Source organism: Rhodopseudomonas sp. RCAM05734, from assembly GCF_052658035.1.
Genome location: NZ_CP199742.1, coordinates 42,808 through 61,307, shown reverse-complemented (window position 1 = coordinate 61,307; position 18,500 = coordinate 42,808). Strand labels below are relative to the sequence as shown.

The 18,500-nt window shown below is 64.7% G+C and carries 10 protein-coding genes and 3 pseudogenes; 8 read left to right on the top strand and 5 right to left on the bottom strand.

Annotated features, from left to right (window positions below; translation table 11 throughout):
• The first annotated feature begins 237 nt into the window (after nucleotides 1–237).
• The 3 genes and pseudogenes from ACUXVA_RS00350 to ACUXVA_RS00340 all read left to right on the top strand — a co-directional run bounded on the left by ACUXVA_RS00350 (nucleotide 238) and on the right by ACUXVA_RS00340 (nucleotide 6,661).
• Nucleotides 238–1,929 (top strand): methyl-accepting chemotaxis protein, encoded by a 1,692-nt coding sequence (locus ACUXVA_RS00350; RefSeq protein WP_445490280.1) that lies wholly within the window; start codon nucleotides 238–240, stop codon nucleotides 1,927–1,929.
• A gap of 347 nt (nucleotides 1,930–2,276) precedes the next feature.
• Nucleotides 2,277–5,460 (top strand): annotated as a pseudogene (locus ACUXVA_RS00345) (efflux RND transporter permease subunit).
• A complete protein-coding gene (locus ACUXVA_RS00340; RefSeq protein WP_445490278.1) occupies nucleotides 5,450–6,661 on the top strand; it encodes an efflux RND transporter periplasmic adaptor subunit in 1,212 nt (403 codons plus the stop codon). The pseudogene ACUXVA_RS00345 and the gene ACUXVA_RS00340 overlap by 11 nt, the downstream one beginning before the upstream one ends.
• Before the next feature lie 230 nt (nucleotides 6,662–6,891).
• Here ACUXVA_RS00340 and ACUXVA_RS00335 read toward each other — a convergent pair.
• Both ACUXVA_RS00335 and ACUXVA_RS00330 read right to left on the bottom strand, forming a co-directional pair.
• Nucleotides 6,892–8,392: pseudogene (locus ACUXVA_RS00335) on the bottom strand (acetyl-CoA acetyltransferase).
• A gap of 152 nt (nucleotides 8,393–8,544) precedes the next feature.
• Entirely contained in the window at nucleotides 8,545–9,678 is a 1,134-nt protein-coding gene (locus tag ACUXVA_RS00330) for a nitronate monooxygenase (RefSeq protein ID WP_445490276.1), read from the bottom strand.
• A gap of 326 nt (nucleotides 9,679–10,004) precedes the next feature.
• On the opposite strand from ACUXVA_RS00330, the gene ACUXVA_RS00325 reads away from it, so the two are divergent.
• Nucleotides 10,005–11,663, top strand: a complete 1,659-nt coding sequence (locus ACUXVA_RS00325) for a flavin-containing monooxygenase (protein ID WP_265082091.1) — start codon at nucleotides 10,005–10,007, stop codon at nucleotides 11,661–11,663.
• 147 nt (nucleotides 11,664–11,810) lie between these two features.
• Here the strand turns inward: ACUXVA_RS00325 and ACUXVA_RS00320 are convergent, their stop codons facing one another.
• Nucleotides 11,811–12,590, bottom strand: a complete 780-nt coding sequence (locus ACUXVA_RS00320) for an SDR family NAD(P)-dependent oxidoreductase (RefSeq protein ID WP_265082092.1) — start codon at nucleotides 12,588–12,590, stop codon at nucleotides 11,811–11,813.
• A gap of 159 nt (nucleotides 12,591–12,749) precedes the next feature.
• On the opposite strand from ACUXVA_RS00320, the gene ACUXVA_RS00315 reads away from it, so the two are divergent.
• The 3 genes and pseudogenes from ACUXVA_RS00315 (at nucleotide 12,750) to ACUXVA_RS00305 (ending at nucleotide 14,992) form a co-directional block, all read left to right on the top strand.
• Complete coding sequence (locus tag ACUXVA_RS00315) at nucleotides 12,750–13,544, top strand: enoyl-CoA hydratase/isomerase (RefSeq protein WP_265082093.1); 795 nt, start codon at nucleotides 12,750–12,752, stop codon at nucleotides 13,542–13,544.
• A 33-nt stretch (nucleotides 13,545–13,577) separates the two neighbouring features.
• Nucleotides 13,578–14,561: a phosphotransferase family protein gene (locus ACUXVA_RS00310; RefSeq protein ID WP_265083583.1), complete on the top strand. Its 984-nt coding sequence runs from the start codon at nucleotides 13,578–13,580 to the stop codon at nucleotides 14,559–14,561.
• Nucleotides 14,562–14,621: 60 nt separating this feature from the next.
• Nucleotides 14,622–14,992 (top strand): annotated as a pseudogene (locus ACUXVA_RS00305) (DUF6285 domain-containing protein).
• An 89-nt stretch (nucleotides 14,993–15,081) separates the two neighbouring features.
• Here ACUXVA_RS00305 and ACUXVA_RS00300 read toward each other — a convergent pair.
• Together ACUXVA_RS00300 and ACUXVA_RS00295 are read right to left on the bottom strand one after the other, a co-directional pair.
• Nucleotides 15,082–16,011: a transposase gene (locus ACUXVA_RS00300; protein WP_265080989.1), complete on the bottom strand. Its 930-nt coding sequence runs from the start codon at nucleotides 16,009–16,011 to the stop codon at nucleotides 15,082–15,084.
• 250 nt (nucleotides 16,012–16,261) lie between these two features.
• Nucleotides 16,262–17,041 carry an enoyl-CoA hydratase-related protein gene (locus ACUXVA_RS00295; protein ID WP_445490272.1) on the bottom strand — a complete coding sequence of 260 codons (780 nt, stop codon included), beginning with the start codon at nucleotides 17,039–17,041 and terminating at the stop codon, nucleotides 16,262–16,264.
• 131 nt (nucleotides 17,042–17,172) lie between these two features.
• On the opposite strand from ACUXVA_RS00295, the gene ACUXVA_RS00290 reads away from it, so the two are divergent.
• Nucleotides 17,173–18,447, top strand: coding sequence for an acyl-CoA dehydrogenase family protein (locus ACUXVA_RS00290; protein ID WP_265082094.1), 1,275 nt, complete (start codon nucleotides 17,173–17,175; stop codon nucleotides 18,445–18,447).
• Nucleotides 18,448–18,500 lie beyond the last annotated feature (53 nt).

Below are 18,500 nucleotides of genomic sequence, written 5' to 3'. Positions count from 1 at the left end.
GCCGGCGCCTTCACGGCGCGGTGCGAACTGTTGTGCCGACGGTAGTTTCTGGTGGGAAACTCGTAATTCTACGGGTCTGCGATTTAGCAATTCGTGATGAATATCGGATTAGCGTGTTCGCCCGGGGCCTGCTTTGCCCGAACGGCAGGGTTCTCGCGAGGATTTTGTCTCGCACGATGAGCCGCCTCGGTTCGCCTTCGATGGTGCTGACCACGGAACACCAGGATTCGAAACGACATGTTTTCTCAATTTTCAATTCGAATGAAGATGACGATCGTCATCTCCATTCTGCTGCTGTCGATGTCGGGGCTCGGATTGCTTGCCGTCCGAAGTATGCAGTCGATCCACGCCAAGGCCGCCGATATCCGGACCAACTGGTTGCCGAGCGTGCGTGCCGTCGCGGAATTGCGGGCCGAGACCATCAATTACCGGAATATTATTCGCAAGCACATTCTGGCGGAGACCGCGCCGGCCAAGGCTGCTTCCGAGAAACGATTGAGCGAAGTGGTCCAGGTGATCGCCAGGATCCGCGACGGCTATGTGAAGTTGATCACCTCTGCGGAGGAAAAGGCGCTCTATGACAAATGGAGCGAGCAATGGACCGCTTATGGAGCAGGCGCCCAGGAGGTGCTCGCTCTTTCGCATGCCAGCGTCGGCAAAATTCCCCATGAGGCGAACGACCTCAATGAAAGCAAGGTCAACGATCTCGGAAAAGCGGCCGATATCACCCTGGAAAAGGATATCGATCTGAATAACAGGGGCGCAGATGCCGCAGGCAAGGCTGCCGATAGCGACTATGCAACGGCGTTCGGAGTTCTTGCGGTCATTCTCGGGGTGAGCGTTGTATTCGGCGTCGGTGTCGGTATTTATCTCGTGCGCGACGTATCACGCGGCATTGCCTCGATCGTCACGCCGATGACGGCGCTGGGCACCGGCGACCTCACCGCCGTGGTGCCGCATCAGGGCATGAAGACGGAGATGGGGATGATGGCTGACAGCCTTCAGGTCTTCAAACAGGCCTTGATCGACAAGCGCGCTGCTGACGAAGCCGCCGGCCTCGATGCGCAGGCCAAGATCGAGCGCGGTCAGCGGCTCGACCGCATCACCAGCGATTTCGAAGCCATGATCGGCGAGATCGTCGAGACCGTGTCGTCGGCCTCCACCGAGCTGGAGGCGTCTGCCGCCACCCTGACCGCCACGGCGGAGCGCTCCGAAAATCTCGCCACCACGGTGGCTTCGGCATCGGAAGAAGCGTCCACCAATGTGCAGTCGGTGGCCTCGGCCACCGAGGAAATGGCGTCGTCGGTCAACGAGATCAGCCGCCAGGTGCAGGATTCCGCGCGCATCGCCAGCGAAGCGGTGATGCAGGCGGAAAAGACCAACGAGCGGATCGGCGTGCTGGCGGCCGCGGCCAGTCGCATCGGCGACGTCGTCGAGTTGATCAACAACATTGCTGGCCAGACCAATCTGCTGGCGTTGAACGCGACCATCGAAGCGGCGCGCGCTGGCGAGGCTGGCCGCGGCTTCGCGGTGGTGGCGTCGGAGGTGAAGGCGCTGGCCGAGCAGACCGCCAAGGCGACCGGAGAGATCAGTGCGCAGATCGACAGCATGCAGGCGGCGACCGGCGAGTCGGTGAGCGCGATCAAGGAGATCGGCGTCACCATCGCCCAGATGTCGGAAATCGCCTCGACCATCGCCTCGGCGGTGGAAGAGCAGGGCGCCGCGACGCAGGAGATTTCCCGCAACGTCCAGCAGGCGGCGCAGGGCACCCAGCAGGTCTCGGCCAACATCACCGACGTGCAGCGCGGAGCTACCGAAACCGGTGCGGCCTCGACGCAGGTGCTGTCGGCGGCGCGGTCGCTGTCGCGCGACAGCAACCGGCTCAAGCACGAGGTCGGCAGGTTCCTCGACACGGTCCGCGCCGCCTGACCGGCGAATAGCGGGCGGGCGCGGGGGCGATCACGCGCTGCGCGTCGCACTGGGTTCCGTCAGCGTCAGGCACCGCCGCACAATCGTCTTGCGCGAAGGTGTCTCAATAGGCAGGCGCGGCGCGCAGAAAACAGGCATTGCGCATCGTGAAGTCGGCACGCCGTCGCTCTCGGGCTCAAAACGGTTGCCCCGCCGCCACGGCCGGGTGCCAAATCGCACTGATGTCCTCGAAGTGAAGCGGTCTGATGCCGCGGACGTTGGCTATTCTGCGGGGTTCAGGTAAATCTTTGCCGGCGAATGGAAGGTCCTGCGCATCGTCCCCACGGCATTTGAGGAATACCTGTTCGATGATTGCTTTGGTGCGCATTGCGTTGAGCCGACCCTATACTTTCGTCGTGCTCGCGCTGCTGCTTCTGATCGTCGGCCCGCTGGCGGCTTTGCGCACGCCGACGGATATTTTCCCCGAGATCCGCATCCCCGTCATCGGCGTTATCTGGGGCTATACCGGCCTGCCGCCGGACCAGATGGCCGGGCGCATCACCACGCCGTTCCAGCGTGCGCTGACCACCACGGTCAATGACATCGAACACATCTCGGCGAATTCCTATGCCGGCTTCGGCATCGTCAAGATCTTCTTCCAGCCCAATGTCGATATCCGCACCGCCAACGCCCAGGTCACGGCGATTTCCCAGACGTTGATCCGGCAGCCGCCGCCGGGCGCGACTCCGCCGCTGATCCTGAACTACTCGGCGTCGACGGTGCCGATCATCAACATCGCGCTGTCCGGCGAAGGCTTCAACGAACAGCAGCCGCAGGACATCGCCTTCAACCAGTTGCGCACGCAGCTCGTCACCGTGCCCGGCGCGGCGATTCCGTTTCCGTTCGGCGGCAAGCAGCGGCAGGTCACCATCGATCTCAACCCCGGCGCGCTGCAGGCGCGCGGCCTGTCCGGCCAGGACGTTGCCAACGCACTGGCCGCGCAGAACCTGATCACGCCGGTCGGTACCCAGAAGATCGGTGCGTTCGAATACACCATCAATCTCAACAATGCCGCGGTGAAGATCGACGAACTCGGCAACCTGCCGATCCGCAGCGTCAACGGCGCCATGCTCTATGTGCGCGACATCGCCACTGTGCGCGACGGTAATTCGCCGCAGACCAATATCGTCCATGTCGACGGCAGCCGTTCGGTCATCATGCAGGTGCTGAAGGCCGGCTCGGTGTCGACGCTGGATATCATCGCCGGCATCAAGCAGAAGGTGATCGATTACGGCCCGGCGCTGCCGGACGGGGTCAAGATCAGCTATATCGGCGACCAGTCGGCGTTCGTGCGCGGCGCCATCGAGGGCGTCGCCGTCGAAGGCGTCATCGCAGCGCTGCTGACATCCGTGATGATCCTGCTGTTTCTCGGCAGCCTGGCGCTCGACGGTGATCATCGCGGTGTCGATCCCGCTGTCGATCCTCGGCGCCATCATCATGCTGTCGATGATCGGCGAGACGCTCAACATCATGACGCTGGGCGGCCTCGCTCTGGCGGTCGGCATCCTGGTCGACGATGCCACGGTGACCATCGAGAACATCAACTACCATCTGGAGCACGGCAAGGACGTCGAGCCGGCCATCATGGACGGCGCCAACCAGATCGTGGTACCGGCCTTCGTGTCGCTGCTGTGCATCTGCATCGTGTTCGTGCCGATGTTCTTCCTCAACGGCATTGCGCGCTTCCTGTTCGTGCCGATGGCCGAAGCCGTGATGTTCGCCATGCTGTGGTCGTTCCTGCTGTCGCGCACGCTGGTGCCGACCATGGCCAAATACCTGCTGCACAAGCACGTGCAGCATGCCGAGGGCGAGCGACCGCCCACGCGCAACCCGCTGGTGAAATTCCAGCGCGGCTTCGAGGCCCGCTTCGAACGATTTCGCGCGGGCTATCACGGGCTGCTCGATCTGGCGCTCTCGCACCGTCCGGTGTTCGTGGTCGGCTTTCTCGGCGTTGTCGCCGTCTCCTTCCTGCTGGTGCCGTTCCTCGGCCGCAACTTCTTTCCCACCGTCGATGGCGGCAGCATCCTGATGCATGTGCGCACCCAGGTCGGCACCCGGGTCGAGGAAACCGCCAACCAGTTCGCCGACATCACCAAGGCGATCCGCAAGATCATTCCGCCGGACCAGATCGACGCGATGACCGACAATATCGGTATGCCCGTCTCCGGCATCAATCTGACCTACAACAACACCGGCGTGATCGGATCGCAGGACGGCGACTTCCAGATCAAGCTGAAGGAACACCACAAGCCGACCGCGCTCTATGTGCAGGCATTGCGCGAGCAACTGCCGCGGCAGTTCCCCGGCGTCAGCTTCGCCTTCCTGCCCGCGGATATCGTCAGTCAGATCCTGAACTTCGGGGCGCCGGCCCCCATCGATCTGCAGATCAGGGGCAACAACCTTGCCGGCAACTATGCCTATGCCAGCAAGCTGCTGGCGCAGATGCGCCGCATTCCCGGGATCGCCGACGCGCGCATCCAGCAGTCACCGAACAATCCGGGCTTCAACGTCGATGTCGACCGCACCCGCGCGCAATATGTCGGCCTCACCGCACGCGACGTCACCAATTCGCTGGTGGTCAATCTGGCGGGCAGTTCGCAGGTGGCGCCGACCTATTTCCTGAATCCGGACAACGGCATTTCCTATTCCATCGTGATGCAGACGCCGCAATACAGGATGGACTCGCTGGGCGCCCTGGAGACGCTGCCGATCACTGCCGTCAATGCAAGCACAACGCCGATCCTTGGCGGTGTTGCGAATATCAGGCGATCGGCTTCCAACGCCGTGGTGTCGCAATACGACATTCAGACCATGGTGCAGATCTACGCCACCACCCAGGGCCGGGATCTCGGCGCGGTCGCCAATGACATCTACAAGGTGATCGACGCCACCAGGGCTGATGTGCCGCGCGGCAGCAACGTCGCTTTGCTCGGCCAGGTGCAGACCATGAATTCGGCCTTCTCGGGCCTGCTGTTCGGCCTGCTCGGCGCGGTCGTGCTGATCTACCTGCTGATCGTGGTCAATTTCCAGTCGTGGTCCGATCCCTTCGTGATCATCACCGCGCTGCCGGCGGCGCTCGCCGGCATCGTCTGGATGCTGTTCATCACCCACACCACATTGTCGGTGCCGGCGCTGACCGGCGCCATCATGTGCATGGGCGTCGCTACCGCCAATTCGGTGCTGGTGATCTCCTTCGCCCGCGAGCGCTACGCCATCCTCGGCGACCCCATCGCCGCCGCCTCGGAAGCCGGCTTCGTCCGCTTCCGGCCGGTGCTGATGACCGCGCTGGCGATGATCATCGGCATGGCGCCGATGGCGCTGGGGCTGGGCGAGGGTGGCGAGCAGAATGCGCCGCTCGGCCGCGCCGTGATCGGCGGCCTGATTTTTGCTACGATTGCCACGCTGGTGTTCGTCCCGGTGGTCTTCAGTATGGTCCACAAGAAGCAGTCGCCTGCGGAAGCGGGCAGCTCGGAGTTGTCGCATGTCCACTGATCCCAAGCAGGTCGACGCGAAGCCGGTGTCCCTGCGCAAACTCGGGCTGGTCGGGGTTGTCGGCCTGTGCGCGGCCGGGGCCATCGTCGTCACCGGCATCATGGCGCGGGCGAAGACCGACAGCGAGCTGAGGAGCTGGACGGAAGCGCAGGCGATCCCGAGCGTGGCGGTCGCCAACGCCGACCCGCGGGCGCTCAACGCGACGCTGGATCTGCCGGGCCGGCTCGAGGCCTATACAAGGGCGCCGATCTTCGCCCGGGTCAGCGGCTATCTAAAGGAGTGGAGCGCCGACATCGGCGCCCAGGTCAAGGCCGGCCAGGTGATCGCCGAGATCGAGGCGCCCGATCTCGACCAGCAGCCGCTGCAGGCCCGCGCCGACCTCGCCAGCCAGCAGTCCAGCGCCCGGCTGTCGGAGGCGACGCTGACCCGCCGCAAGTCGCTGGTCGCCTCGAACTTCGTGTCGGCGCAAGAAATCGACGAGCGCTCCGCCGACCTCGCCAACAAGAAGGCGGCGGTCAATTCCGGCACCGCCAATGTCGAACGGCTGGAAGCGCTGGCCGGCTACAAGAAGATCACCGTGCCGTTCGACGGCGTCGTCACCCAGCGCAACACCGACGTCGGCGCGCTGATCTCCGGCGGCACCGGGACGGGGCTGGCGATGTTCGTGATCTCCGACATCAGGAAGCTGCGCGTCTATGTCGATGTGCCGCAGAGCTATGTGCCGGCCATCCGGATCGGTGCCAAGGCCATCATCTCGGTCCCCGATTATCCGAACCGGACCTTCCCGGCGACCGTCGAAGCCTCCTCGCAGTCGGTCGATGTCGGCTCCGGCACCACCCGCATGCAGCTGGTGCTGGACAATCCGAAGGGCGAACTGATGCCGGGCGGCTACGCCAATGTGAAGATGAGCCTGATCCGCGACAGCGCGCCGCTGCACATCCCGGCCGGTGCGCTGATCTTCAGCAAGGACGGCCTGCGCGTCGCCACCGTCACCGCGGACGACAGGATCCTGTTCAAGCCCGTGACCATCGCCCGCGACCTCGGCCGCGACATCGAAATCGGCTCCGGCATCACGCCGGACGATCGCATCGTCACCGCGCCGCCGGATGGTCTGAACGACGGCGACCAGGTGCGGGTGTCGAATACGGCGAAAGACACCAAGCCGGCCACAGCGTCGGAAAAGCAGGACGTGAAGGGCTGAGAGTAGTTCTGACGGCCGATTGACAAAGCAACGCGGCTCTGTTTTTCCCTCTCCCACAAGCGCAGCGAAGCTGCGCGCAGGCGGGAGAGGGTGGATCGAAGCCCCGCGAAGCGGGGTTCGAGACGGGAGAGGGGCTCTTGCTTCAGAGCCCGTGGCCCCCCTCTGCCGCCCGCGCTGCGCGCGGCCACCCTCCCCCACGAGGGGGGAGGGGACTACAGCGCCCGAGGCCGCTACCCCACTTTCCACTCCAGCACGCCGTCCCCAGCCGCGCTGATCGTCCCCACCGTCCCCACCGGGCTGCGGTCCATGTTCATCAGATGCGCCAGCGTGGCGCCATCAGCCGGCACACGCGCCAGGGCGCGGGCATTGTCGGCGGTGCGCAGGATCACCACGCCGTGCTCGGCGTTGCCGTTGCGTCCGTAGATCACCGTAAAGCTCTCGACCGTGCCGTTGCCCGATGCTTCCGTGACATAGCGCGGCACCGGCCGGCGGTTACGGTCGGCCTCGGCCTGCACGTTGGTGTCCTGTGCCAGCGCGTCCCTGGGAGGTTGCGACGACAGCACCAGCGCATGATGTTTGGTGACGAAGCCACCCTGGCCATAGAGCAGGCCGGTTGTCGCGCCGGCGCGGATCTTGCGCACCATGGCGCAGGCGGCATGCGCCATGTAGTCGTTGAGCGGTGCACCGAAGAAGGTGAGGCCGCCGGTTACCGTGGGCATCACGTCGGCGCCGAGGCCGAGCGTCCGCCGCGCCATCTTTGGCACGCAGGGAAAGCAGTCTGTATAGCTCGATGGCGTCGAAGCCCTTGTCGTTGGCCAGATCCATCGCCGCCGTCAGCACCGCATTCTGGGCGTGGCTTTCGTAGAACTGGTCACGATCGAGATAATCGCGCGGCTCCTCGGCCGAGGCGCCGCCGTGGATGTGCACCATGCGGTCCTCAGGGATCCCTGCGGCGCGCGCCTTCGCGAGGCTGGTCACCAAAATCGCCGCCGCCTGGTTGACCATCGGGTTGGCCACCATCAGCTTGGTGTAGGGCCAGGCGATCAGCCGGTTGTCGGGAGTGGGCGTGGTGATCTCGGCGGGCGTGTAGGCCTTCTTGATCCAGGCTTCGGGATTTTGGGCGGCGACTGCGGCATAGCGCGCCCACAGTTCGCCGGACTCTTCGGCCGCTTCGCGCGGCGTCAGCCCCCAATGCGCGGCCGTCGCCGCTTCGTAGAACGGATACACCGTGACCGGCTTGGCGATGCCGAGTGTGGCGGCCATCGGCCTCTGGTAGTTGGCGCCGCGCAGCGGCTCCGGCGCGTCATGGGCAAAGGGCGGCCACGGCAGTGTCACGCCGGCGCGCTCGGCCTTGGTGGCGGTCGACTGCGCCTCCGCGCCGCAGATCGCCGCCACGCGGGATTCGCCGCGCGCGATACGTTGCGCCGCCTCGTGGATGTAGCGGATCGGACTCTCGCCGCCGACAGGGCCGTAGTAGCAATGCTTCGGTGCGATGCCGAGCCTGTCGCTGAGCAGCTTTGCCGGATCGTGATAGCGCCAGCTCAGAAAATTCACGATGTCGAGGGAGTCGATGTCGTGGAGCAGCCTGCCGCCGCTGTCCTGTTCCGCGCGCGTGAGTGCCTGCACCATCAGCGCCAGCGGCTCGAGGCCGGCGGCGATCTCCTTCGGATGATCGGAGAATTCGCCGACGCCGACGATGACGGGAATGCGGTCTTCAGTTTGGTCGGTCATTTTGTTGTTTCACTTTCTTAGGTCATCATCTCGCCGTCGCCCGTCGAGGCTCGCCGAAGCGGCGAGCACCTCAGGGTGACGGCTGCAACAAGCTTATCGTCATCTTGAGGTGCGCGCAGTTGCGCGCCTCGAAGGATGGCTGCGAGCTCCATCTATTCCGCTACCAGCGCAGCCAGATGCTCGGCGGCATCGGCAAAATCTTCCTTGAACTCCTGCACAACTGCGCCTGCGGATTTGACGCTGTCAATCAGACCGACGCCCTGGCCGACGAAATAGCTGACCAGGTCGCGCGCGGCGGCATTGCCAGCCGCGGCGGAACGATCGATGGAGGCGAAGGCGTCGCGGCTGATGATGCTCTGTAACGGCATGGGCAGCGCGCCCGGACTGTCCGGCCCGCGATCCCAGGCGTCGGTCCAGACGGAACGCAATTGCCGTGCGGGTTTGCCGGTGCGGCCCTTCGAGCGCACGGCATCGCGCGACGAGGCGGCGATCATCTTCTCGCGAAAGATCTCCGTCGTCTCGGATTCCACCGTGGCCAGCCACACCGAGCCGGTCCAGGCGCCGGCGGCCCCCATGGCCATGCACCCCGCCATCTGCCGTCCGGTCATGATGCCGCCAGCGGCCAGCACCGGCACGTCGCGGATCGGCTTGATGGCCTTGATCACTTCCGGCACCAGCACCATGGTCGATACCTCGCCGCAATGGCCGCCGGCCTCGGTGCCCTGCGCCACTAGAATGTCGACGCCCGCCGCCACCTGGCGGATGGCGTGCTCCCGGGCGCCCACAAGGGCCGCGACCGGCACGCCGTGCTGCTTGCCCATCTCGATCATTGCCTTGGGCGGCACGCCCAGCGCATTGGCGATCAGCCGGATCGGATGGTTGAAGGACACGTCGAGCAGTTCCAGCGCCCGCGTGCCGTCGAATGGCTGCGGCTGGTCGGCCGGCACTTCGGTCATGGTGAGCTCGATGCCGTATTTCTTCAGCAGGTTTTCGGTGAAATCGCGATGCGCCGGCGACACGCGGCTCTCCAGGCTCTTCCACGTCACGTTCTTCTCGCCGGCCGTCGACATGTTCTCCGGGATCAGCACGTCGATGCCGTAGGGCCTGCCATCGACGTGGGCGTCGATCCACTTCAGCTCCTGCTCCAGCGCCTCCGGCGAATGCACGGTGGCGCCGAGCACGCCGAAGCCACCGGCGCGGCTGACGGCGGCGACCACGTCGCGGCAATGGCTGAAGGCGAGCAGGGGAAAGTCGATCCCCAGCATCGCGCAGATTGGCGATTTCATGATGCGTTGCTCCCGGCGGGGTCGTGCCCGCTCGTTCGGCGGGTTGCTGCGACGCTAGCGCAGGGGATGCGGTGGTGCCAAGAGAGGCGAAGCTTTTGCCATTGTCGTCACCCGCGAAAGCGGGTGACCCAGTTTGCCGTCGCGCAAGCGAGTCGCTCGGAAGGCGCGTTGACTGGATCCCCGCTTTCGCGGGGACGACAGCAGTACAATGTCATTCCGCCCGGCAAAATATCGGCCGTGCGCGTCGCCGATTTCCTGCTTGCGCTTTCGCGTCATGGGGCAAATGCTGGGCGCAACAAGCAAAATAAAACGCAGGGAGCAACACCATGGCCACGCAGCCGCAATCCGCCCAGGGCAAGCCAGCCGCGCGCTATGACGTCGTCGTGGTCGGCGCCGGATTCGCCGGCCTGTACATGCTGCACCGACTGCGCGGCCTCGGTCTTACGGCGCGGGTCTATGAGCAGGGCGGTGATGTCGGCGGGACCTGGTACTGGAACCGCTATCCCGGCGCGCGCTGCGACGTCGAAAGCATGCAATATTCGTTTTCGTTCGACGACGAACTGCAGCAGACGTGGAACTGGAGCGAGCGCTACGCGCCGCAGCCGGAAATCCTGCGCTACGCCAACCACGTCGCCGACCGCTTTGACCTGCGCCGCGATATTCAGCTCGACACCCGCGTCGAGTCCGCCGTGTTCGACGAGCACAGCAACCGCTGGACGGTGACGACCTCCGGCGGCAGCGTTTCCGCGCGCCATGTCGTGCTGGCCACCGGCTGCCTGTCCAATGCCCGGATGCCGGAGTTCAAGGGCCTGCGCGATTTTCAGGGCGAGGTCTATCACACCGGCCACTGGCCGCATGCACCGGTGGACTTCACCGGCCTGCGCGTCGGTGTGATCGGCACCGGTTCGTCGGCGATTCAGTCCATTCCGCTGATCGCCGAGCAGGCGAGCCAGGTGTTGGTGTTTCAGCGCACCGCCAATTTCAGCGTGCCGGCGCGCAATGCACCGCTCACCGACGAGGAGCGCGCGCGCTGGCGCGCGGATTATGCAGAGCTGCGTCGGCGCGCCCGAGAGGATATGAAGAACGGTATCCTGCAGGTGGTGCCCGACCGCGGCGCGCTCGACGATCCCGACGATATCAGGAGCCAGAAATACCAGGCGCGCTGGACATCGGGCGGACTGACCTTCATGGGTGTCTACAACAATCTCGCGCTGGAGCAGGCTGCCAACGACACTGCGGCGAATTTCATCCGCGAAAAAATCGCGGAGATCGTTGAGGATCCCGAGACCGCAAGACTGCTGCAGCCGGACAACCATCCTGTCGGTTCAAAACGCATTTGCGTCGATACCGACTACTACGCCACCTTCAATCGCCCGAACGTGAAGCTGGTGGATATCCGCTCGCATCCGATCGAGCAGATCCTGCCGCATGCGGTGCGCAGCGGCGGCAAGGATTATGAGGTCGATGCCTTGGTGCTGGCCACCGGCTTCGACGCGATGACCGGCTCGGTGGCGAAGATCGACATTCGCGGACGGGGCGGCCAGACGCTCAACGACAAATGGGCGGAAGGCCCGCGCACCTATCTCGGCCTGATGAGCGCCGGCTTCCCCAACCTGTTCCTGATCACCGGCCCCGGTAGTCCCTCGGTGCTGTCGAACATGATCGTGTCCATCGAGCAGCACGTCGACTGGATCGCCGACTGCCTCGCCTATATGGGCGACCGCGGCGTTGAGACCATGGAGGCGATGCGCCCGGCCGAAGACAAATGGGTGGCCCATGTCAACGAGGTCGCGCAGGGCACGCTCTATCCGCAGGCCAATTCCTGGTACATGGGCGCCAACATCCCCGGCAAGCCGCAGATCTTCATGCCCTACATCGGCGGCGTCGGCGTCTACCGACAGATCTGCAACGACGTCGCGGCAAAGGATTACGAGGGATTTGCGATGACGGTGGAGACGGTCACGCACAAGGCGGCGGCATCCTGACGAGCGCTCAACATACTCGGCCGTCATCCTGAGGCGCCGTCGCACTTGCGACGGCCTCGAAGGATGTGCCGCCTGCGCTTGTCGCCGCATCCTTCGAGGCTCGCCAAGTGGCTCGCGCCTCAGGATGACGGCAGCGGAGTGTTCGCCTCAAAACGCCGTATAGCCGCCGTCGATCACGAATGTATCGGCGGTGTGATAGGACGACGCCTTGCTCATCAGATACACCGCGATGCCGCCGAAGTCGGACGGCTCGCCGAACCGGCGCATCGGAATTCGCGGCATCACATTGGCGACGAACTTGTCGTTGGCCATCAGGCCCGCCGTCATGTCGCTCTTGATCCAGCCCGGCAGGATGGCATTGGCGGTGACGCCCTGGCGCGCCAGTTCGACGGCGAGCGCGCGGACCAGCGCGTTGATCGCGGCCTTGGTCGCGGCATAGTGCTCGTTGCGCGCGGTGCCGAAGATCGACGCAAGGCTGGAGGTCGCCACCAGCCGGCCGAACTTGTCGCCGGCTTCCGCCCGCTCGGTCATGTGCCGCGCCGCTGCCTGGAAGACGTGAAACACGCCGTCGAGATTGGTGGCGAACATGCTGCGCCACTGCTCCTCGGTGCGATCGATGAAGGCGTGGCGTCCGCCGCCGCCGATGCCGGCATTGGCAAAGCAGCCATCGACCCTGCCGAACCTTTGCAGCGTGGCATCCATGGCGGCCTTCACCGAAGCCGTGTCGGTGACGTCGCAGACCTGGCTGTCGACCTTGCCCGCGCTGCCCGCCATGGTCGCGGCCGCCATCGCATTCTTGTCGGCGTTGCGGCCCCAGATCGAGACGCTGGCGCCGGCCGCGGCCAGTGCCTGCGCGATGCCGAGGCCGATGCCGCCATTGCCGCCGGTGACGATGGCCACACGGCCGCTCAGATCGAAGATGCTCATCGGCGTTTCCGTTGTTTGGCGTGCGTTGGTCGCGCGTCCGGGGGCGATCAGGTGCTCGCGCGGGAGCATGGACAAGCGCGCCGGAAAAATCAAATATGCAGAGATCAAATGCTTCTGCCACACCGCGGAATAAACACGCGGATCATTGACGAGGAAACGATGCAGTTCACCCATGTCACGCTCGATTTCGACGGCCCGGTCGCCATCCTCACACTCGACCATCAGGAGGTGATGAATGCCGTGTCGATCGACATGCTCGGCGGTCTCGGCGAGGCGCTCGATGCGATCGACGATAAGCGCGACGAGGTACGCTGCCTGGTGATCACCGGTGCCGGCCGCGCCTTCTGCACCGGCGCCAATTTGCAGGGCCGCAACAACCAGGTGACCAAGACGAAGAGCGGCGCCGGCGCCGCGCTGGAGACCGCCTTTCATCCGTTCCTGCGCCGGCTGCGCAACCTGCATTGCCCGATCGTGACCGCGGTGAACGGCCCCGCCGCCGGCGCCGGCATGAGCTTCGCGCTGATGGGCGACATCATCCTGTGCGCGCGCTCGTCATATTTCCTGCAGGCATTCCGCCGCATCGGGCTGGTGCCGGATTGCGGCTCGACCTGGCTGCTGCCGCGCCTGGTCGGCAAGGCGCGCTCGGTGGAGCTGTCGCTGCTCGGCGAGCGGCTGCCTGCCGAGAAGGCGCTGGAATGGGGCCTGATCAATCGCGTTCATGAGGATGCGGTCTTGATGGAGGAGACCATGAAGCTCGCCCACGACCTCGCCAACGGCCCGACGGTGTCGCTGTCGCTGATCCGCAAGATGTACTGGGAGAGTTCGGAGAATTCCTTCGAGGAGCAGATCAACCTCGAATACGAATCGCAGCGCATCGCCGGCGCTACCGAGGATTTCAAGGAAGGCGTCTCCGCGTTCCTCGAAAAACGTCCCGCCAAGTTCAAGGGCAAGTAACTGCGCGTGGGCGGCTTGACCGCCGCGGCAACCATGGACGAGCTGCTGGCGCGCAGCGCGGCGGCGTGGTGTCCGGGCGCTACCGGCGTGACGTCGGCGGTGCGCCTGTCCGGCGGCGCCAGCCAGGAGACGTGGTCATTCGACATCGTGCATCCCGATGGCGCGATCGGCGCCATCCTGCGTCGTGCGCCGCAGGGTTTTGGCGCGGCATCGGGGCGCGCCTGCGGGCTCGACACCGAGGCGGCCTTGATTCGGCTGGCCCGGAACGCCGGCGTGCCGGCGCCGGTGGTGCTGCATGTGCTGGAGGATGGTGACCGGCTCGGCACCGGCTTCATCATGCAGCGGATCGACGGCGAGACCATCCCGCGGAAGATTCTGCGCGATGCGATTTTCGCCGGGGTGCGCCCGAAACTGGCGCGACAGGCCGGCGCCATCCTGGCAAAAATCCACGGAATCGCGCTGCCACAATTGCCTGAACTTCGTCGCATGACTGCCGCAACGGAAATCGACGAACTTGCCCGCGACATCCGCAGCTTCAACTGGCCGCGGCCGGTATTCGAATTGGCACTGCGCTGGCTCCGCGATCGCGACCCCGGTCCGCCGGAGCACACCACCCTCGTGCATGGCGATTTCCGTCACGGCAATCTGATGATCGGGGCCGACGGCATCCGCGCCGTGCTCGACTGGGAGCTGGCGCACACCGGCGATCCCATGGAAGATCTCGGCTGGATCTGCGTCAATTCCTGGCGGTTCGGCGAGATCGACAAGCCGGTCGGCGGCTTCGGTTCGCGTGAGGATCTGTTCGCCGGCTATCAAGAAGCCGGCGGCGGCCGCATCGATGCCGAGCGCGTCAAGTTCTGGGAAGTGATGGGCACCTTGCGCTGGGGCGTGATGTGCTGCGGCATGATGCAACGGTTTCGCGAGGGACCTGAGCATTCGGTCGAGCGCGCCATGATCGGGCGCCGTTCGTCGGAAACCGAGATCGATCTGTTGCGGCTGCTGGCACCGCGGGCATGATCCCGAAAAGTGGAATCCGGTTTTCGGACAGGATCATGCCCCGTCAAGAAGGATCATGAAATGCAGGACGAACCGACCCCGGTTGAACTGATCAATGCGGTCGCCGAGTTTCTCCGCGCCGACATCGTGCCGCAAATTTCCGGCCACGCTGCCTTCAAGCTGCGGGTCTCGCTCAATGCGCTCGATCTGGTGGCGCGGCAATTGTCGTTGCAGGGGGGAGCGATGCCGCGGAATTGCACGGTCTGACTATGCTGCTCGGCGTGCACGGCACGCTGGCAGGCTTGAACGCAGACCTTGCCGAACGTATTGCGCAGGGCGACATCGATCTGGAAACGCCCGGCGTGAAGGATCATCTGTGGCAGACGACGCTAGCGAAGCTGGCTGTCGATCAGCCAAACTACGCGGCGTATCAAGAAGAACTCAAAAAGTAGCTACGCACTGGCGCTAGCCACACGTGTCCCGGACGCGGTGCAGCGCTCTTTGCGCTGCTCCGCAGATCCGGCAACTGTAATTTTCGTGATCAAGCGTGAAAGGGCGCTTGATCACGAAGCACCGCATTGAGGGTGACGAGCAGCTTGCGAGCGACGGCGATCAGGGCGATTTTGGCGGGTTTGCCCGCGTCTCTCAGGGCACGATAGGCTGCTGCGAACCGGGATTTGGTTCGAGTGACGGAGACGGCCGCCATGTAGAGGGCTTCGCGGACCCGGCGCCTGCCGCCGTGGATCTTGCGGGCACCGCGGAACTTGCCGCTATCGACATTGAAGGGCGCCAGTCCAGCCAAAGCGGCGATGGCCTTTGGCGAGCGGGAGCCGAGTTCCGGCATCAGTGCCAACAGCGTGGCGGCGCAAACCGGGCCGATGCCCGGCACCGAGCGCATCAGGCGTTGTGCGGCGTGCAGGCCCTGCTGCCCGGCAATCAGGGTGGCGATCCGCCGATCGATGCGCTGGATAGCCTGATCGAGCCAGGCGATATGCTGCATCAGCTCGTCCAGCAGGTCGGCGCCGGTTGCGGCAAGGCGGGTGCGCTCCTGCTTGCGGCAGGCGACGAGCTGATCGCGGCGCTTGTGCAGGTCGGCAAGCTGCTCCCGCGCCGGGTCGGTGGTGCCGTCGGCGCCGGGCCGCAGGCATTGGGCCATCGCCGCCAGCATCCGCGCGTCGATTGCGTCGGTCTTGGCGAGCAAGCCGATGGAGCGGGCGAAATCCCGGGCGCGGGCGGGGTTGACCCGCGCGAAAGCGATGCCGGCCGCGCTCAAGGCCCGGCGCAGCGCCTTGTCGTAGTGGCCGGTGGCCTCGAACAGCACGAATACATCGCTGCCGGCCCACCCCGCGATCAAGGCGTTGACCGCCTCGGGGAGGTTGTCGATGCGGCGCACCGTGCCGATGTTGCTGTCGAAGACGTCAAGAAAGTCCTTGGAGATATCGATTCCAACGAAGCCAGGATGTATGATCATGATGCCTGTCCCTGTGCTGCGAGGTCCGCGGCGAACGGCCTCGATCAACTGTTCAGGTGTGGGTAATGTAGCGCGGGCGGGTGCCAAGCCGGATCACGGTCTTCATGACCAGGGGCCCAACGGCATCCCGCCCCCACCCATCATGTCAGATCCCGACTACACAGGGACCCATGGGCGACAAGAAAAGTGGGCCCCGGATCTGCGAAGCAACACTTCGTGTTGCATCGCGTCCGGGGCACGCAACAGTTTGTTACTTTCCCACCCAGTTCGGCTTGCGCTTTTCCGCAAACGCCTTCGGGCCCTCGATATAATCCTGCGACGCCACCATCGCCTTCACCGCGGGATATTCGCGCTGCTCGGCGATGGCCTGTTCCAGCGATACGGCCAGCCCGCGTTCGATGACCTGCTTGGAGGCGCGGATCGACATCGGACTGTTGCCACAGATGGTCTGTGCCCAGCGCTCGGCAGCGGCCAGCGCCTGGCCCTGCGGCACCACCTCGTTGACGAAGCCGAGTTCAAGGCCCTCCTGTGCTTTGACATGGCGGCCGGTGAGGATCATGCCCATGGCGCGCTTCAGACCGATCTGACGCGGCAGCCGGTGCAACCCGCCGGCCATGGCGGCAAGGCCGACGCGCGGTTCGGGCAACGCGAACACCGCATTCTCCGAGGCGATGATCAGGTCGCAGGCCAGCGCGATCTCGAACCCCCCGCCCATGGCGACGCCGTTGACCGCGGCGATGATCGGTTTGTCGCAATCGAACCGCGCGGTAAGTCCGGCAAAGCCCGACGTGTTCCAGCCGCGCTTGCCGCCGGCAGCCTGCCATTTCAGGTCGTTGCCGGCGCAGAACGCCTTGTCGCCGGCGCCGGTGACGATCGCCACCCATTGTTCGGGGTCGGCGGCGAAGTCGTTGAACACGTCGTGCAGCTCATTGTGTGCGTCGGTGTGCAGCGCGTTGTACACTTCGGGCCGCGACAGCGTCACGATGGTGATCGGACCCTTGCGGGTCACGGTCGAGAATTGCAGAGCCATTGCGGCCTCCCTTGTTTTTTCGTTGTGCAGAATATCCGGCGATGGGCCGCGCTTGACTTGATCTGACGATGTCATCTTAATCGCTCGATTAACAAGAGCAACAAAGCTCGCGACAGAACCGGGAGAGCGCCTTGGATTTTTCATTGCCGGCCGATCTGGTCGCCTATCTCGCCGAGCTCGATCGCTTCATCGCCAAAGAGATCAAGCCGATCGAGGATGCCGACGACAACATCCGCTTCTTCGATCATCGCCGCGAATGGGCGCGCACCGATTTCGAGAATGGCGGGCTGCCGCGCCATGAGTGGGAAGCGCTGCTGCGCCGCGTGAAAACGCTGGCCGATGATGCCGGCCATCTGCGCTTCGCGATCCCGAAGGCCTATGGCGGCAAGGCCGGCTCCAATCTGTGGATGGCTGTCATCCGCGAGCATTTTGCCGCAAAGGGTCTTGGCCTGCACAACGACCTGCAGAATGAGCACTCCATCGTCGGCAACCTGCCGCTGGTGACGATGCTCGACCGCTATGGCCGCGACGACCAGAAGGCGATGATCGAAGGCTCGATCACCGGCAAGTACCGCATCACCTTCGGACTCACCGAACCCGAGCATGGCTCCGACGCGACCCATATGGAAAGCCGCGCGGTGCAGGCGACGCGCAACGGTGTCTCCGGCTGGGTGATCAATGGCGAAAAGATGTGGACCACCGGCATGCATGTGGCGACCCATTGCGCGCTGTTCGCGCGCACTTCGGGCAATGACGGCGATGCGCGCGGCATCACCTGCTTCCTGGTGCCGGCGAAAGCCGAGGGCGTGAAGATCGAGGAGTATCTGTGGACCTTCAACATGCCCACCGATCATCCGCGCGTCAGTTTCACCGACGTGTTCGTGCCGGACGATGCGCTGTTTGGCGAGGTCGGCCGCGGCCTGTCATTGGCGCAATGCTTTGTGCATGAGAACCGCATCCGCCAGGCGGCAAGTTCGCTGGGTGCCGCGGTGTACTGCATCGAGGAAAGCGTCAAATACGCGCGCGAGCGAAAACCGTTCGGCAAGGCGCTGGCCGAGAACCAGGCGATCCAGTGGCCGCTGGTGGAGCTTGCCACCCAGGCCGAGATGCTGCGGCTCTTGATCCGCAAGACCGCGTGGGAAATGGACAAGCTCACCCAGGCGGAAGTCGAGCACACGCTGTCGGATCGCGTCTCGATGTGTAATTTCTGGGCCAACCGGCTGTGCTGCGAGGCTGCCGACCGCGCCATGCAGGTCCATGGCGGCATGGGCTATTCCCGTCACAAGCCGTTCGAGCACATCTATCGCCACCACCGCCGCTACCGCATCACCGAAGGCAGCGAGGAAATCCAGAAACGCAAGGTCGCGGGATTCCTGTTCGGCTACATGGGGGCGGGGAAACACTGAATGTTACCTCTCCCCGCCTAGCGAAGCTGCGCTTCGCCGGGCGGGGCAAGGGA

What these genes read in the sequence shown, in the direction of transcription:
- ACUXVA_RS00350 (WP_445490280.1), top strand. Translation starts at nt 238, where the DNA reads ATGTTTTCTCAATTTTCAATTCGAATGAAGATGACGATCGTCATCTCC.
- ACUXVA_RS00340 (WP_445490278.1), top strand. Translation starts at nt 5,450, where the DNA reads ATGTCCACTGATCCCAAGCAGGTCGACGCGAAGCCGGTGTCCCTGCGC.
- ACUXVA_RS00330 (WP_445490276.1), bottom strand. Translation starts at nt 9,678, where the DNA reads ATGAAATCGCCAATCTGCGCGATGCTGGGGATCGACTTTCCCCTGCTC.
- ACUXVA_RS00325 (WP_265082091.1), top strand. Translation starts at nt 10,005, where the DNA reads ATGGCCACGCAGCCGCAATCCGCCCAGGGCAAGCCAGCCGCGCGCTAT.
- ACUXVA_RS00320 (WP_265082092.1), bottom strand. Translation starts at nt 12,590, where the DNA reads ATGAGCATCTTCGATCTGAGCGGCCGTGTGGCCATCGTCACCGGCGGC.
- ACUXVA_RS00315 (WP_265082093.1), top strand. Translation starts at nt 12,750, where the DNA reads ATGCAGTTCACCCATGTCACGCTCGATTTCGACGGCCCGGTCGCCATC.
- ACUXVA_RS00310 (WP_265083583.1), top strand. Translation starts at nt 13,578, where the DNA reads ATGGACGAGCTGCTGGCGCGCAGCGCGGCGGCGTGGTGTCCGGGCGCT.
- ACUXVA_RS00300 (WP_265080989.1), bottom strand. Translation starts at nt 16,011, where the DNA reads ATGATCATACATCCTGGCTTCGTTGGAATCGATATCTCCAAGGACTTT.
- ACUXVA_RS00295 (WP_445490272.1), bottom strand. Translation starts at nt 17,041, where the DNA reads ATGGCTCTGCAATTCTCGACCGTGACCCGCAAGGGTCCGATCACCATC.